We start from the raw sequence: 16,612 nt of genomic DNA on the forward strand, positions 1-16,612 counted from the left end.
TCCCCCATGAGAACGAACAAAGTTCATTTTATGAAAAGATTTTTTACATTATTGTTTTTACTCTGCGGTCTTAACGGGTTTGCACAGCAGTACAATAATGAATGGATCCGGTTTGATCAGACCTATTACAAATTCCAGATCGGAACGGCGGGTATGTACCGCATTCCGAAATCTGTTCTTGATGCTGCCGGCATAGGCAATACCCCAGTGGAATTTTTCGAACTATGGTCCAATGGAAAAATGGTTCCATTTTATCCGTCTGTACCAACGGGTGTTTTACCGGCCAACGGGTTCCTGGAATTTTGGGCAGATATAAACGATGGCAAAGCCGATAAGCCACTATACCGTTTACCGGCTTCCCAACACACAGATAAGACCAGTCTTATTTCAGGAGTTGCCAGCTATTTTCTTAGTGTAAACACTTCGCAGACCGGGTTTCAATTTAAAAATCAGGCACATAACCCAGACATCAGCGCTTTGCCTGTTGAGCCATATTTTATGCATACTGCGGGCAACTATTTCACAAACGTGATGAATCCCGGTTTTGCCGCAGTGGTCGGAGAATATGTTTATTCATCATCGTATGATAAAGGTGAGTATTGGTCAAGTCCGCCTTTCACCCCTTCTTCCCCATTGAATTCATCCATTGGGGGTTTGGCCGTATATGCTGCAGGTCCACAATCGACATTTAAGTATGGTGCATCGGGTAATGCCTTAAATGCACGAACTATCCGGGTGAGCGTGAACGGATCAGTTGTTAATGACACGCTGATGGACTATTTCAATGACATCAATGCAACGATACCTTTACCAACCAGCCTGATAGCATCCGGTACTGCTGCCATCCAGATGGTTAATAATTCAGCCGTCTCTACTGATCGCGTTGTATCTTCTTATTATGAAATCATCTATCCACGGACTTTTGATTTCGGAAATGCAAGCAATTTCAAATTTGACCTGCCTGCGAAGGCCGCTGGTTATTTGCTTGAGATTTCGAATTTTAACCAGGGGGGCGCGGCACCAGTACTGTTAGACCTTAGTCTCGGCAAACGATACATTGGTAACACCTCCGTCCCCGGGAAGGTGAGGTTTGAATTGCCGGGTACTACTGTGCCTGTCAAATACCTGTTATCATCCCAGGATCCCTCCAACATAAACAGTATAGTTGCACTCGCCACAAAGAAATTCATAGATTTTTCACTCACAACTAACCAGGGCACCTATCTCATAATTTCCCATTCAAGCCTTTTTAACGGATCGACAGGCAATAATCCTGTTAATGATTACGCCAGTTACCGGGCTACACCTATGGGTGGCGGACATGTTTCCAAGGTTATTGATATTGACGAGTTAGTTGATCAGTTTGCTTTTGGAATTAAAAAGCATCCATTGTCTGTAAAAAATTTCTTAAGGTATGCGCGTGCAACTTTCGCGGTACTTCCAAAGCATGCGTTTCTGATTGGGCATGGTATGACCTATGATCAATATCGTTTACGTGAATTTGATCCGGTTGCTGAACGGCTTAACCTTATCCCAACGTTTGGAATTCCGGCTTCAGATAATATGCTGGCAGCAGCCGGTGTGTTGAGCCCGGTGCCCGAAACACCGATAGGCAGACTATCCGTAGTTTCAGCTAAGGAGGTTGAAGACTACCTTGACAAGGTAAAGCAATATGAAGATGTTCAGAAAAATTCTCCGAATACAATTGCGGGTCGTCTATGGATGAAAAATGTAGTGCATGTGACAGGTGGAGGCGACTCTTACCTGGGAACAGTTCTATGTAATTTCATGAATGTTTACAAAGGTATCATTGAAGACACCCTTTTCGGTGGTAAAGTATATACGTTTTGTAAAACAACTCAAAGCGGAACCGAAACGGGCGGGGGAGAGCGATTGACACAGCTTTTTGCCGAGGGAATTTCCATGCTCAACTATTTTGGTCACTCTTCTTCAACAACACTTGAATTCAATCTTGATAACCCGTCGGCATATGAAAACTTTGGTAAGTACCCGGTATTTTATGTGAATGGATGTAACGCCGGAAACTTTTTTACTTATTTTCCTCAAAGGCTTTCGGTTAATGAAACCCTGTCTGAAAAGTTTGTTCTTGCGAAAGGGCGGGGAACTATCGCCTTTGTGGCCAGTACCCATTTTGGAATCGTAAACTATCTTAACCTCTTTCTTAATGGCCTTTACGGGGTTATAGGTAAGACGGAGGGGGGTACGATGGGTGGGAATCAACGTAACGCACTGGCAGCACTTATTACAGCTGCGGGTACGAGTGATTTTTATGCCAGGCTTCATGCAGAACAGATCACTTTTCATGGCGACCCTGCACTTAATATGAATACCCAAAGAAAACCGGATTATGTGGTTGAAGAATCATTGATTAACCTTAACCCGGCTTTCATTTCAATAGCAGAAAATGAGTTCACCCTCAAGGTAAAAACGGTGAATCTCGGAAAAGCAACTCCCGACTCTATCACCCTCTCAATAAAAAGAACTTACCCGGATGGCAGCCAGGAAACCATATACAGCAAAAGGATGCCGGGGGTGAAGCATACGGACTCCATTGAATTAATTATCCCTATTGTTACACTGCGTGACAAGGGTATGAATAAGCTTTCTGTTTTTATAGATGCTGACGGTGAGATCGATGAAATGTCAGAAAGCAATAACCTGGTCACCAAAGAATTTTTCATCTTTGAAGATGAAGCAAGACCAGTGTATCCATATCCATTCTCAATTGTGAATGATCCAAATCAAAAATTGTATGCTTCCACGGCGAATCCATTCAGCCTTGCCAGGGACTATATTATCCAGGTAGATACTACAGAAAATTTCGACTCTCCTTTCAAAGTTAGCAAGACAGTTAATTCGGCCGGGGGTATAGTTGAATTGCTGCCTGGAATTGCTTACCAGGACAGCGCTGTTTATTATTGGAGAATATCCATCGTACCTCCAACAGGGGGTAATTACCAGTGGTCCACTTCTTCATTTATATTCATACCCGGAACAGTCAGTGGTTTTAATCAATCGCATTATTACCAGCATATAAAGTCTAATGCAGATCGGCTTTGGCTGCAGGACAGCACCCGTAAGTGGGATTTTAAAAGCCGCAATAACGATATATTTGTTCGCCAGGGAGTGTATCCAACCAGTGGGCTCAACGATACTGACTTTTCGCTTACTGTTAACGGAATAACGAAAATTGCAAGTGCCTGCGTAGGACGGTCACTCATCTTTAACGTATTCGACCCGATTACGTTTCAGCCCTGGAAAAACGTCAGTGCAACAGGAGCTAACCTGTTTACTTTTGGAAGTGGTTCAGCGAATTGCGCGCCGTCGCGAAACTGGAATTTCGAGTTTTCGTATATGAATGCCGCTTCTCGGAATAATATGGTCAATTTCATGAATTATATTCCGGATGGAGCTTATGTTGTGGTGCGTTCAATTGACTACAGTATGGCATCATTACCATCTTCATGGCAAAATGATACTTTGATTTATGGCTCTAATAACTCCCTTTATCACAAGTTGTTCGCTGCCGGTTTGCTTGGTATCGATACGATCAACTCACCCCGTTGCTGGACACTTATTTACCGGAAAAATGATCTGAATTTTCTTCCGGTTTACAGAATCAGCGCAGGCTTGAACGATAGGATCCTTGTATCGGTTAAGACTCCTACAAAGGATACCCTTGGATATATTATATCACCCAGGTTTGGACCAGCCAAGGAATGGCAACAGTTGATCTGGAGAGGGGAAAGCCTTGAAGCTCCTACAGATGACAATCCTACCATCAATGTGATCGGTATAGATAATAATAACGTCGAGGCAGTACTTGCACAGGTAGACAGGAGTACGCAAAATTTTGATCTGAGTGCAATTGATGCAGCTCAATACCCGTATCTCAAACTGCAGATGCGCAATCCTGATTCCCTTAAACTTACACCATACCAGCTAAAATACTGGCGCGTATATTATAAGGGCGTCCCTGAAGGTGGGCTCGCGAGCAGTATCTTCCTGAATAGTAAGGACACTCTTGAAGCCGGTGAACCCATCAAATTTGGAATTGCGTTTAAGAATGTAAGTAAACTGCCATTTGACAGTATCAAAGTAAAGGTCACTATTCTCGATCAGAGCAATGTTACTCATGTGATCGATATGCCAAGGCAAAAGCCACTGTCATTTAACGACACTGTACAGCTACGGTTTGAACTGGACAGCCGCAAGTATCCAGGTATGAACACGATATTTGTAGAGTTTAATACTGAAAATGATCAACCTGAGCAGGTACATTTCAATAACTTCCTTTACAAAAATGTTTATGTCCGCACAGACAACGTCAATCCAATCCTTGATGTAACATTTGATGGTGTGCACATATTAAACCGTGACATTGTATCCGCGAAGCCAAGGATCCAGATCAAATTGAAGGATGATGCAAAATACCTCTTGTTGAACGATACTGCGCTGAGTACTATCCAGGTGAGATATCCGGATGGAAGTCTTCGAACGTTCCGTTATGACAATGATACATTGAGATTTAATCCTGCTACTTCAAGCGATGATAATACGGCCTCGATCGATTTCAATCCGCAATTCCTGCAACAATACAATCCTGAAGGCGATGAGTATGAACTGATCGTTAAGGGAAAAGACAGGAGCGGAAATAAGGCGGGTCAGATCGAGTTCCGTGTAACATTTAAGGTGATATCAAAACCTATGATATCAAACCTTATGAACTATCCGAACCCCTTCAGCACCTCCACTGCATTTGTGTTTACGTTGACGGGAAGTGAAATACCCCAGAACATGAAGATCCAGATTTTGACCGTTACGGGCAAGATTGTGAGGGAGATCACCATGAATGAACTCGGCCCGATTCGTATCGGAAGAAATATAACAGAGTTCAAGTGGAATGGTACCGATCAGTACGGCCAGAAGCTGGCGAACGGTGTTTATCTTTACCGTGTTGTAACAACCATGAATGGCAAATCCATGGAGAAGTACAAGGCTGAAGGTGATAATACTGATCAGTTCTTCAATAACGGTTACGGGAAGATGTACCTGATGAGATAAAGATAATTGTCCGGATAAAGAGAGGGGATAGGGTCCACACCTTATCCCCTTTCTTTATCCGGACATAATTTGCACTGGCCGCATAGAATCGGGTCACGGGTATTAACTTTAACGAAACTTGTATGAAATATGGAGGCTTCCGGTCCGAACTTTTTTGATAAAAGATGGCTTCCGCTGATTGTATTTGTCACATTATCCCTTCTTTTATATTTTCCGGTACTACACAATGGCTTTGCTTCGGATGATTTCAAGTCTGTCTACAGGGCAGGTGTGAGGGGGAGCCTGGCTACACCGGGATTTTTCCGGCCCTTCTCCGACTTTACTATCCTGACCACACATGCCATTGTAGGGTTGGATACTTTCTATTATCATATCACCAATGTTCTGCTACACGGAGCATCAGCCTTTCTCCTTTTCCTGCTCGCAATTAAGCTTCCATTTCAAATGGAAGAGGCAGACAGGCGAAACTTTGCATGGGTTTCGGCAATACTCTTTGCAACATATCCTTTTCACAACGAATCGATCACGTGGATCGTGGGACGTGGTTCCGTGATAGCAACTTTTTTTGGATTAGCGTGTATGTTGTGTTTTATCTCGAACCTAAAACCGTTTTATAAGTATGTTGTTACAGGTTTTCTTTTTTTCCTCGGACTTCTTGCCTATGAATCGATCCTGTTGTTGCCTTTTATCATGCTCATCATTTTCGGGAACAAGCCAGGATCCGCTGAAAAAATAGCTACCTGGCTGATCGTATTTGCTATAACCGTGTTTGTCTATTTTTTATTGAGGTATAACGTGGCGGGAGTTGTTGTGAGTGAATACGGATATGGGGGTTATGCTTTCTCAATTTTTACTTTTGCAACTAATTTTTTTAAGGTGGCAGGCAGGATGTTTGTTCCACCATCATCGAATTCAACATTTCAGATTATAGCCCTCTCAGCTCTTGTAATTTTGTATGGTAGCACCTGGTTCAGCCGTGCAGTTAACCTCCCGGCGACAATAAAAAAAAGAAGAGATGAACTCGTTATCCTTTGCTGCCTCCTGGTGTCATTAATTATTCCGGTAACATTTGGTGTCAGTACCAGGACCTCGGAAGGTGAAAGGCTGCTTTATTTTCCTTCGGTGTTTATTGCCCTTTTTCTCGCGCATATCATTGTTAGATCCTCATGGGGGAAGGTCGTGCAAAGGATAGTAATAACAGCAATCCTGTTATTCAATATTTACTTTATCCAGGTCAATAATTCGAACTGGGAAAAAGCATCAGCGATCACGAATTCCTCCGTCAGGCAAATAGCAGCTATTGCGGCTTCAGACAAGGAAATCATATTGATAAACGTTCCGGGAGAGTATCGGGGCGCATACATATTCAGGAATGCACTCAGGGAAGCCATGCTATTGAACAAAATCGACACCGAAAGAGTATGGGTGGCAAACTATCTGAACAACGCAGAATATAATTCATTACCGGTGAAAGTCTTACCCCAAAAGGTTGCCGATACCATATACTTTGGCAAGTCAGTGAACATGGGCGCGGGACGTTTAACCATATCCAACTTTGACAAACAAAACCAGCCTCTTAAATATCTTGAAATTGGGGACAGCACTGAATTATGGTTCTGGGATAAAGAGCGGTTTATCCGGTATCAGTAACATCAGTTCTCGTTTGAAAGGGTATGGATACGGTTGATATACTTGCCGATTACGTCGAATTCGAGGTTTACAATATCACCGGTCTGTTGTGTTTTTAGCGTGGTATTTTGCCAGGTATAAGGTATGATGGCAACAGAAAACTCGTCTGGTGTAATGTCAAATACTGTAAGACTTATCCCGTTCATGCAGATTGAGCCTTTTTCTATGATAAGAGGGGCGAAAGAGCTGTCAAATTTTATCCTGATTTTCCAGCTTCCTTCGTCCGGGGAAATCGCAATGATCCTGCCTGTTGTGTCAACATGGCCCTGGACAATATGTCCGTCAAGACGGCCGTTCATCATCATGCTTCTTTCCAGGTTCACATAATTTCCGGCCTTCCAGGTACCCAGGTCGGTCTTTTTAAGCGTTTCGGCCACTGCTGTAACCCGGTGACGACCAGGTTCGAGTGCTTCTATCGTTAAACAAACGCCGTTGTGGCATACACTCTGATCTATCCCAAATTCTGCGGAGATAGGAGACGAAAGCCAAAATACGGCATTTCCAGCCTCATGCGTTACAGATTCAATCAGGGCGAGGGATTCGACTATTCCGGTAAACATTTCGCAAAATTCGTATTTTTCTGTTTTACTATTTCAGATTTTGTTTTATCTTTGCCGTCCTTAAAGAATTAAAAAAGGTATCATTTTATGTTGATCATTGATTCAAAAGACTGCGAAAATATCGACAAGGCACTCAAAAAGTATAAAAAGAAATTTGAGAAGTCTAAAATCCTGTTGCAACTGAGAGAGCGCCAGTCTTATACAAAGAAGTCTGTCAAGCGTCGTGGAGAGGTGTTGAAAGCGGTTTACAAGCAGAAGATCGTAACGGGCGAGATCGAAGCATAAGATCAGCCAGGACAAATATAGCTATAGCTGTAGTGTGAAAATGCTACAGCTATTTTTTGTGTCCATAGGTTACTGATTTTCAGGTGAAAGCTGTTAACTTTAAGACTGAAGCAGGTTTGCTGGTTACAAAAAAGTTAGTCGTCAGATTATGGATACTATCCCCGGTGTTGAGATAAGCGCCTTTATAGACTATCTCCGCTTTGAAAAAAGGTATTCTGAGCATACGGTTCGTGCATACCAGGATGACCTTTCCCAATTATTTTCATTTACGGCTGCGCAGTTTGAGGAGAGAGATCCATCGAAACTGAGCGCTGCTTTTGTGCGAAGCTGGCTAGCAGGATTAAAAGAGCAAAAGCTCGGCGCGAGATCCATTAACCGCAAAATTTCTTCCGTCCGGGCATTTTTTAAATACCTGATGCGGACCGGTGTCGTCGCAAGCTCTCCGATGACAAATGTTACCGCTCCCAAGATAGCCAGAAGACTGCCGGGCTATGTGGAAGAAAAAGATATGGGAACCTTGCTGGCCCATGTTGAATTCCCCGATAACTGGAAGGGAAGGACAGACCGCCTGCTTCTTGATATATTTTACAACACCGGCATGAGGTTATCCGAACTGATGAATCTGAAGGAAAGCCAGGTCAACATAAATGCCAAAACAATAAAGGTAGTTGGTAAAGGAAACAAGGAACGGGTTATACCGGTAAGTGGAAGTTTAACAGAAGGTATTTCAGGCTATATTGCTGCAAAGAGAACCTTACTATCAGATACTTCCGGACCCACCTTGCTGGTGAATGACAAGGGTAAAAAACTTTATCCGAAATACCTGTATCTCACTGTAAAACATTATCTCTCCCTTATCACTACAAGTGACCGGAAAAGCCCGCACATACTGCGTCACAGCTTTGCAACGCATCTCTCCAACAATGGTGCAGACATCAACGCAGTAAAGGAATTGCTGGGCCATGCGAGCCTTTCATCGACCCAGATTTATACACATAATTCCATACAGAAATTAAAGGACATACATAAGAAAGCTCATCCAAAAGCGTGAAAAAAGCGGGTTATTTTTCCGGACTTTTAATTTGGTGGTACCCCCCCGGTTAGTTAACTTCATACAATCATATCCGAAGGGATAAAATGAAGGTCAGAATTTGTTTTTTGGCAAATATTATAAGCTCTTTCATATATTGTTCACTGTTAAAAATGCGATAGTTATGAACGTTAACATTCAGACTGTGCGGTTTAATGCCGATAGTAAATTAGTAGACTATGTAAGCGATAAACTGCAGAAGATTTCTACCTTTCACGACCGTATTATCAAAGTTGATGTCTATCTTAAACTAGACAATGTGGTCCACAACATCAAGGACAAGATCGCTGAAATCAGGGTTTCTGTGCCGAGGCAACAATTTTTCGTCAAGGCATCCTCTAAATCGTTCGAAGAATCATTTGATGCAGCACTCAATTCGATTGTTATGCAGATCAAAAGAAAAAAAGATAAAAAAGTAGCTTAACCATTACACAAAAAGTTCAAATAATAAATTTTTCAAAACCTCCTTCGGGAGGTTTTTTAGTTTCTGGTACTTTCATTTGTGAACGGTTCTATGTGATCGTATGAAATGATGAAAAAAATTCCGTTTTTAAATTTTTCGATTTAACAAATTCAGTTACCTTTGCCTTCCCAAAAATTAGGGGGGTGAAGTTTTGACTTGTGATTGCTCTTTGTAGTATTGGTTTTCAGAGAATTGAAACATGATTACTGAAACTGTCATAATAGACCGGATCAGGAATAAAAGAATTAATGCCAGTGTAGCTCAGTTGGCCAGAGCAGCTGATTTGTAATCAGCTGGTCGGGGGTTCGAATCCCTCCACTGGCTCTAATCATGTTTCAGAAGGGCAGGTTCCAGAGCGGCCAAATGGGGCGGACTGTAAATCCGCTGTCTACGACTTCAGTGGTTCGAATCCACTCCTGCCCACCTTTATCGTTTCGTGCTGTCAGCTTTGGCCCCGGCAGGATACGAACAGCAGGCCCGGGTAGCATAAGGTGGAATTTGGTCGGGAGATGATTTTTGTTCTTCTCAGCGGCTAATTCACTAATTTGCGCCTGATTTTGCGGTTTTAAACAGGTTTAGTTCTTTGAGTAATTTTTAATGCGGGAGTAGCTCATTTGGTAGAGCGATAGCCTTCCAAGCTATAGGTGGCGAGTTCGAGCCTCGTCTCCCGCTCCAGTAAAACAGTCAAAGTCAAATAGGTCAAAAAGTTAGCTGTTGTATTTGACTTTCTTTAGGTACCACTGACTCAATGACTGAAACGCCTTTGTAGCTCAGTGGTAGAGCACTTCCTTGGTAAGGAAGAGGTCGTGAGTTCGATTCTCATCAACGGCTCTGCATACTATGGTTTATTTTTTCAGTTATTAATTGAACTCCAGTTAGCAATTGATCAGAGCAAGGTTATTAGTATTCAAGGTTTATCAGTATTAAGATTTAAATTGTGCGCTGCACAAACAAAAAAACACACAACTAAAAACAGATAACGATGTCAAAAGAGACTTTTAAGAGGGATAAACCCCACGTCAACGTTGGTACCATCGGTCACATTGACCACGGTAAAACTACTTTAACAGCTGCAATCACCACTATCCTTGCAACAAAGGGTTTTGCGCAGGCGAAAAAGTATGATGAAATTGATGCTGCACCAGAGGAAAAGGAGAGAGGTATTACCATCAATACAGCTCACGTGGAATATCAGACCACTAATCGTCACTATGCACACGTTGACTGTCCTGGTCACGCTGACTATGTGAAGAACATGATCACAGGTGCTGCCCAGATGGACGGTGCTATATTAGTTGTGGCTGCTACTGACGGACCAATGCCCCAAACAAAAGAACACATCCTTCTTGCCCGCCAGGTTGGTGTACCACGTATGGTTGTGTTTATGAATAAAGTGGATCTGGTTGATGATCCGGAATTATTGGAACTGGTTGAAATGGAAATCCGCGAATTGCTGAGTTTCTATGGTTTCGATGGTGATAATACACCAATTATCCAGGGTTCTGCTACCGGTGCTTTGGCCGGAGATGCCAAATGGGTTAAAGCTGTTGAAGAGCTGATGGAAGCTGTTGATACATACATTCCATTGCCTCCGCGCCCGGTTGATCAACCGTTCCTGATGTCAGTTGAAGATGTATTCTCAATTACAGGTCGTGGTACCGTTGCAACTGGTCGTATCGAGAGAGGACGTATCAAAGTTGGTGAGGCTATTGAAATTGTAGGTCTGATGGATGCTCCATTGGTATCAACAGTAACCGGAGTAGAAATGTTCCGTAAGTTACTCGATGCCGGTGAAGCTGGTGATAATGCTGGTTTGTTGTTGCGTGGTATTGAAAAGACCCAGATCCGTCGTGGTATGGTGCTTGTAAAACCAGGCTCAATCACTCCACACACTGAATTCAAAGGAGAGGTTTATGTACTGAGCAAAGAAGAAGGCGGACGTCACACTCCATTCTTCAACAAATACCGCCCTCAGTTCTACTTCCGTACTACTGACGTTACCGGTGAAGTTGAATTACCTGCAGGAACTGAAATGGTTATGCCTGGTGATAACACTGCACTCAGCGTTAAACTGATCCAACCAATCGCAATGGAAAAAGGTTTGAAATTTGCGATCAGGGAAGGTGGCCGTACCGTAGGTGCTGGTCAGGTTACTGAAATTATCAAGTAATTCCATACAGACTAATCGTCTGAAATATCAAGTAAGTAAAAAAAAAGTGCCTGCTTACAGGCACTTTTTTTAAGCTTAAAAAAATCTTGGTTAAAGCATTACATGCTTGGTTTTATTTCGGACCTTAGTTGACATACGGGCATAGTTCAATGGTAGAATAGAGGTCTCCAAAACCTTTGATCTGGGTTCGAATCCTAGTGCCCGTGCAAAGTATTTCGAAATTAACACCGTCACGATATAATAAACTTATACCGTTCGGTGTTTTGAATTAGATACCGGACCGAAAACACCGAATATTTAAACCAAGCAAATGAATAAAGTTGCGAATTATTTTAAGGAATCCTATAAAGAGTTACTCGAAAAAGTAACCTGGCCTACCTGGGCACAATTGCAACAATCCACCGTGATCGTATTGGTAGCTACCCTCGTGATCACCGGCCTGGTTTGGGGAATGGATCTTGTGGCTCAGTCGGGTCTGAAATTAATCTACTCATTTTTTTGATAATGGAAAATCAAACTACTCAGCAACACGATAACGAAACCTCACAGCAGGAAACCAAATGGTTCGTGCTTAGGGTCGTTAGCGGAAAGGAGCGGAAAGTAAAGGAATACCTGGATAAGGAAATTGCGCGCAGTGGTTGGACCGATATCGTAAAGCAGGTATTTCTCCCTGTTGAAAAGGTTTACAAGGTGCAGAATGGTAAAAAGGTGATGCGTGAGCGAAACTATTACCCAGGCTACGTGATGATAGAAGTGACTGATGGAAAGTTGTCTGAAGATCTCCGCGAGGCGATTAAGAATACAAACAGTGTTATTCACTTTCTTGGAAAAGAAACGCCGATTGCGCTTCGTAAGGCCGAAGTGAACAAGATGCTTGGGAAGATGGATGAGATGGCCGAGGCTGGTGGTACAACTATGAGCGAGCCATTCATTGTGGGTGAAACGATTAAGATCATTGAAGGTCCGTTCAACGATTTCAATGGTATGATCGAAGAGGTGAATGATGAAAAGAAAAAGCTGAAAGTAACCGTGAAGATATTCGGACGTTCAACCCCTGTTGAATTAAACTACATGCAGGTTGAAAAACTCGCCTGATATGCAATCTGAACTATTTGCGTAAGCCAGTGAGCTGCTTCAGGTAAAATACAAAATTCCCCTAGAGGATATTAATAAAAAAAGCCCCCGCAAGAGGGCTTTTTTTATTTGTTATACAGGTAAAATTGCTTTTACATGTTTGCGCTATCTGAAGGAACATCAGTTCCTATTTCATTTGCTGGCTCAGCTCCTGGCATTGACATAGCGGAATCGCTGTCTGATGACCTGGAAGCGCGTTTTTTAGCTGCTTTTTTCTTACCAGCCTTTTTTGGTGCCGCTTTCTTAGCTACTTTTTTTTTTGCGGCTTTTTTGGGGCTGGCCTTTTTAGCGGCCTTTTTTTTTGCGCCTTTTTTGGCAGCTTTTTTAGGAGCTGCTTTTTTAGCGGCTTTCTTTTTTGCACCTTTTTTAGCTGCTTTTTTAGGAGCTGCTTTTTTTGCTCCCTTTTTCTTCGGAGCTGCTTTCTTAGCTGCCTTTTTAGGAGCTGCTTTCTTCTTTGCTTTAGCCATTTTGTTTGAATTTAATGAGTGTTAGTAAAAAATATTAGTAGAATTTAATTTTTTAATTAGAAAAGCTACGCATAAAATTTCGAAAAATGAAAAACGTAGCCAATTAGTTATTCATAACATGTTAATTAAGTGCTCAATTACAAATAGCGATCGTTTCTTTTGCATAATTACTTAAAAAAACTGATCAGGTCAAGTTTTCTGCATTAAAATACTGGCAATCAGGTCTTCATCCAACAAACCTGTACCTGGCAGCCGCGTGGCAACACAAAAAGTAAAATCATGGTTGTTTTGGGTGACTTCATCATCTCCGGCGCAGAATCGAAGCGCCGAAGTAAACTACACTGATAATGATTGCAAGGATCAGCAGGTAACCGGTCAGCGATCTGAACCAAAAGCCGTTGGCAGCATAATGATTTTCCTCGCTGTAGTAAGCGAAGTTGTAGGCTGGCTGAAGAAATCTTTTGATCCTGATCCAGGGAGAATGCAGGTTTTGTTCCCGGAGGTACCGTGGATAGTAAAACCGAAAGCGTTGAGGGGCCGCGAAGTAAGAGGTAAAGTAAGGCGGCAGACTGTCAATAGGAGTGTTGTCAATACTATCCCTGCCTGTAACAGCTTTGACATCTGCGCCGGATATTCCTGCCCTCAGCATCCTGTTTATTTCGACAGTGTTTAATAACCTATCATTGGTTTTGAGATATACAACTCCGGAAGTGAGATCAGTATAAATCCACAATCTGTACTCAGGCAGGTAAACTTCATTGAAGGAATGCACAGGATAGGTAAAAGAGTGGTAACCTTCTGTCGTAACCAGGCGCGTAGGAAGTCCAGCTGCCGAGGTCATAGCTCCCAGCAAGGTAGAAAGATTGCCGCACCAGACTTTCACGCGATGACGTTTTAACAGGCCAACTAATTCCAAAGGTTGTTTACTGTTCACCGAGTCCGCCGGCACACCGAGATTTGGTGAGGTTACCGGAAGAAGATGAAAGAAAATCTTTTCTAACCTGGCGAGCCCCGGATCTGAGTCGCGGATACCAATCGAATCCTTCAGATACTCCTGCAGATCTTTATCTTCCTGGGCTTCCTGTTTCAGGTTTTTGAAATCATAGGCCCACTCTGCATGATCAATCAGGCTGGCATCTGAGAATACAAGCGAAGAACTGTTTATCTCGAAGTTGCCTTTCGCGGCGTTCCCGAAGGATCGATAAAGCTGTTCCGGGGCGAAGTTGATTGAAAATCGGAATGAATCAACAGACCCATATTGATGGAGCCAGAATACGCGGCCAGTATCTACCGAGCTGAAATTTAAAGAATTACTATCTGAGAAGTTTTTCGGGGGGATATTTGAAGAGAGTTTGTGGACCGACCCTCCGAGTTGAATGGCGAGCTTATTTTCTTCACTTTTCGCGCTTTTTATTCTTAGTGACCCCGGATCAAGATATAATTCATTGTAAGACAGTTGAAGGGCATAGCTGTCCGGTAATTGCTTCCTGGCGTACCAGTTAAGTAGTGCCAGAACCAGGGTGATCAGCAACAGGATGAATTGTATCCGGACGGTACGCATTGATTATTAGCTTGTCGACAGGTGACTGAATCATTTTGAATCAGCTCGGGGTAGCAAGATATGTTTTCTTTGTTATTAGTAGATAAAGTCGTACTTTCGCGTCCCCAAATAAAAAGTTCTTATTTTCTAATGGTTTGGGAGTGCCGGATAAACCGGCACGCTATCACCAAAAAAATTGTAAAACATGGCAAAAGAAATTACCGGCTACGTAAAGCTACAGGTAAAGGGCGGCCAGGCAAATCCTGCGCCTCCGGTGGGTCCGGCACTGGGTTCCAAGGGTATTAATATCATGGAATTCTGCAAACAGTACAACGCACGTACCCAGGACAAGATGGGAAAAGTACTTCCGGTACTGATCACCGTTTATTCAGACAAGTCTTTCGAATTCATCATCAAGACTCCTCCAGCTTCCGTTCAGTTGTTAGAAGCAGCCAAATTGCAGGGTGGTTCAAAGGAACCAAACCGTAATAAAGTGGGTAAAGTGAGCTGGTCACAGGTCGAGGCAATCGCCAACGACAAAATGAGTGACCTGAATTGCTTTACACTCGACAGCGCTATGCGCATGGTTGCCGGAACAGCCCGCAGTATGGGTATTACCGTTGATGGTAAAGCACCCTGGGAAAATTAATTGTTCATCCCGCACGTGCGGGACTCTAAAACTTGAATGATCATGGGAATACCTAAAAAAAGAAAAGCAGTCGAGTCTAAAGTTGACAAGACAAAATCATATTCCTTAAAGGAGGCTTCCTCACTTGTAAAGGAAATAAATACAACAAAATTTGATTCTTCAGTAGATCTCCATATCCGTTTGGGTGTTGATCCTAAGAAGGCAGACCAGGCAATCCGTGGCACAGTAAGCTTGCCACATGGTACAGGTAAAACTAAAAAAGTACTTGTTCTTTGTCCCCCGGATAAAGAAGCTGATGCGAAGGCGGCAGGTGCTGATTATGTTGGCCTGGACGAATTTGTACAAAAGATCGAAGGCGGATGGGTTGATGTTGATGTTATCATTGCAACTCCTTCAGTAATGCCTAAGATTGGTAAACTTGGTAAGATATTAGGTCCACGTAACCTGATGCCAAATCCAAAAACCGGAACTGTTACCAATGATGTGGCAGCAGCTGTGAATGAAGTTAAGGGTGGTAAAATTGCTTTCAAGGTTGATAAGGCTGGAATCATCCATGCTTCTATCGGTCGTGTAAGTTTCAGTCCTGAAAAAATCACCGAGAACAGCAACGAGCTGATCAATGCGATTGTAAAGGCAAAACCTTCATCTTCAAAAGGTACTTACCTGAAAAGTATTTTCATGGCAACTACTATGAGTCCGGCAATTGCTGTTGATACAAAATCATTAATGAACTAATTCCGGCTACGGATAAAACTTTTGTTATGAACAAACAGGAAAAAAATGAAGTGATCGAATTGCTGAAAGGCAAATTCTCACAATACAATAACTTCTATGTTGCCGATACTGAATCACTCAGTGTTGAGCAGGTAGGCAAACTCCGCCGTGCTTGTTTTGACAAGCAGGTTGAAATGAGAGTTGCAAAGAACACCCTCATTAAAAAAGCACTTGAGTCACTGGACAGCACGAAATACGAAGGCGTTTACGAATCATTGCACAAGGTAACTGCCTTGCTTTTTTCTGAGAATCCAAAGGAACCAGCGCTGATCATCAGTTCTTTCCGGAAGACAAGCAATGGTAAAAAGCCCGAACTGAAGGCAGCTTTTATCAATGGCGATATCTACGCAGGCGACGATAGCCTGAAAGCACTGACCCAGATCAAGACCAAAAATGAACTGATCGGTGAAGTGATCGGGTTGTTGCAATCACCAGCCAAGAGAGTACTCGCGGCCTTATTGCATCATCACGAACAACTTGCTGCAGGTGGTGGTACAAAGGCTGAAGCCGCTGCACCAGCAGCTGAAGCAAGTGCACCAGCAGCTGAAGCAAGCGCACCAGCAGCTGAAGCAAGTGCACCAGCAGCTGAAGCAAGCGCACCAGCAGCTGAAGCAAGTGCACCAGCAGCACCCGAAGCCCCGGCTTCAGATGCACCTGATGCAGCGCCACAAGCTTAAGCACTCGTTAGCAGCTTCCGGCTACCCTG

The 16,612-nt window shown here is 43.0% G+C and carries 14 protein-coding genes and 5 tRNA genes; 17 read left to right on the forward strand and 2 right to left on the reverse strand.

Annotated features, from left to right (window positions below; all coding sequences use genetic code 11):
* Positions 1-30: 30 nt before the first annotated feature.
* Together porU2 and ACX0G7_RS05160 are read left to right on the forward strand one after the other, a co-directional pair.
* The gene (porU2, locus tag ACX0G7_RS05155; protein WP_458922362.1) at positions 31-5,085 is read left to right on the forward strand and encodes a putative type IX secretion system sortase PorU2; all 5,055 of its coding nucleotides are present in this window, start codon (positions 31-33) and stop codon (positions 5,083-5,085) included.
* 129 nt (positions 5,086-5,214) lie between these two features.
* Positions 5,215-6,735, forward strand: a complete 1,521-nt coding sequence (locus ACX0G7_RS05160) for a hypothetical protein (protein ID WP_458922363.1) — start codon at positions 5,215-5,217, stop codon at positions 6,733-6,735.
* Positions 6,736-6,737: 2 nt separating this feature from the next.
* On the opposite strand, the gene ACX0G7_RS05165 is transcribed toward ACX0G7_RS05160, so the two are convergent.
* Positions 6,738-7,334 carry a riboflavin synthase gene (locus tag ACX0G7_RS05165; RefSeq protein ID WP_458922364.1) on the reverse strand — a complete coding sequence of 199 codons (597 nt, stop codon included), beginning with the start codon at positions 7,332-7,334 and terminating at the stop codon, positions 6,738-6,740.
* Positions 7,335-7,421: 87 nt separating this feature from the next.
* Here ACX0G7_RS05165 and rpsU point away from each other — a divergent pair, with 87 nt between their 5' ends.
* From rpsU to ACX0G7_RS05225, 12 genes are all read left to right on the forward strand, one after another.
* Positions 7,422-7,619, forward strand: coding sequence for a 30S ribosomal protein S21 (rpsU, locus tag ACX0G7_RS05170; RefSeq protein ID WP_458922365.1), 198 nt, complete (start codon positions 7,422-7,424; stop codon positions 7,617-7,619).
* A gap of 148 nt (positions 7,620-7,767) precedes the next feature.
* Entirely contained in the window at positions 7,768-8,670 is a 903-nt protein-coding gene (locus ACX0G7_RS05175) for a tyrosine-type recombinase/integrase (protein WP_458922366.1), read from the forward strand.
* A gap of 163 nt (positions 8,671-8,833) precedes the next feature.
* Complete coding sequence (locus ACX0G7_RS05180) at positions 8,834-9,133, forward strand: HPF/RaiA family ribosome-associated protein (protein ID WP_458922367.1); 300 nt, start codon at positions 8,834-8,836, stop codon at positions 9,131-9,133.
* Between the two features lie 289 nt (positions 9,134-9,422).
* Positions 9,423-9,496: transfer RNA gene (locus ACX0G7_RS05185), tRNA-Thr, on the forward strand.
* Positions 9,497-9,513: 17 nt separating this feature from the next.
* Positions 9,514-9,595, forward strand: a tRNA-Tyr gene (locus tag ACX0G7_RS05190).
* A gap of 176 nt (positions 9,596-9,771) precedes the next feature.
* Positions 9,772-9,847, forward strand: a tRNA-Gly gene (locus tag ACX0G7_RS05195).
* 84 nt (positions 9,848-9,931) lie between these two features.
* A tRNA-Thr gene (locus ACX0G7_RS05200) sits at positions 9,932-10,003 on the forward strand.
* Between the two features lie 151 nt (positions 10,004-10,154).
* Positions 10,155-11,342 (forward strand): elongation factor Tu, encoded by a 1,188-nt coding sequence (gene tuf, locus ACX0G7_RS05205; RefSeq protein WP_458922368.1) that lies wholly within the window; start codon positions 10,155-10,157, stop codon positions 11,340-11,342.
* A 135-nt stretch (positions 11,343-11,477) separates the two neighbouring features.
* Positions 11,478-11,548 (forward strand) — tRNA-Trp (locus tag ACX0G7_RS05210).
* A gap of 104 nt (positions 11,549-11,652) precedes the next feature.
* Positions 11,653-11,844 (forward strand): preprotein translocase subunit SecE, encoded by a 192-nt coding sequence (gene secE, locus ACX0G7_RS05215; protein WP_458922369.1) that lies wholly within the window; start codon positions 11,653-11,655, stop codon positions 11,842-11,844.
* A gap of 2 nt (positions 11,845-11,846) precedes the next feature.
* Positions 11,847-12,437, forward strand: coding sequence for a transcription termination/antitermination protein NusG (gene nusG, locus ACX0G7_RS05220; protein WP_458922370.1), 591 nt, complete (start codon positions 11,847-11,849; stop codon positions 12,435-12,437).
* 135 nt (positions 12,438-12,572) lie between these two features.
* Positions 12,573-12,968 (forward strand): hypothetical protein, encoded by a 396-nt coding sequence (locus ACX0G7_RS05225; protein WP_458922371.1) that lies wholly within the window; start codon positions 12,573-12,575, stop codon positions 12,966-12,968.
* A 276-nt stretch (positions 12,969-13,244) separates the two neighbouring features.
* Here the strand turns inward: ACX0G7_RS05225 and ACX0G7_RS05230 are convergent, their stop codons facing one another.
* On the reverse strand, positions 13,245-14,504 hold the full coding sequence (locus tag ACX0G7_RS05230) for a transglutaminase-like domain-containing protein (protein ID WP_458922372.1): 1,260 nt from the start codon (positions 14,502-14,504) through the stop codon (positions 13,245-13,247).
* Positions 14,505-14,688: 184 nt separating this feature from the next.
* On the opposite strand from ACX0G7_RS05230, the gene rplK reads away from it, so the two are divergent.
* From rplK to rplJ, 3 genes are read left to right on the forward strand one after another with little or no spacing between them, the layout of a single operon-like run.
* Positions 14,689-15,132: a 50S ribosomal protein L11 gene (gene rplK, locus ACX0G7_RS05235; protein ID WP_458922373.1), complete on the forward strand. Its 444-nt coding sequence runs from the start codon at positions 14,689-14,691 to the stop codon at positions 15,130-15,132.
* A gap of 42 nt (positions 15,133-15,174) precedes the next feature.
* A complete protein-coding gene (gene rplA, locus ACX0G7_RS05240) occupies positions 15,175-15,867 on the forward strand; it encodes a 50S ribosomal protein L1 (protein ID WP_458922374.1) in 693 nt (230 codons plus the stop codon).
* Positions 15,868-15,893: 26 nt separating this feature from the next.
* On the forward strand, positions 15,894-16,583 hold the full coding sequence (gene rplJ, locus ACX0G7_RS05245; RefSeq protein ID WP_458922375.1) for a 50S ribosomal protein L10: 690 nt from the start codon (positions 15,894-15,896) through the stop codon (positions 16,581-16,583).
* Positions 16,584-16,612: the final 29 nt, after the last annotated feature.

Source organism: Flavitalea antarctica, from assembly GCF_054461535.1.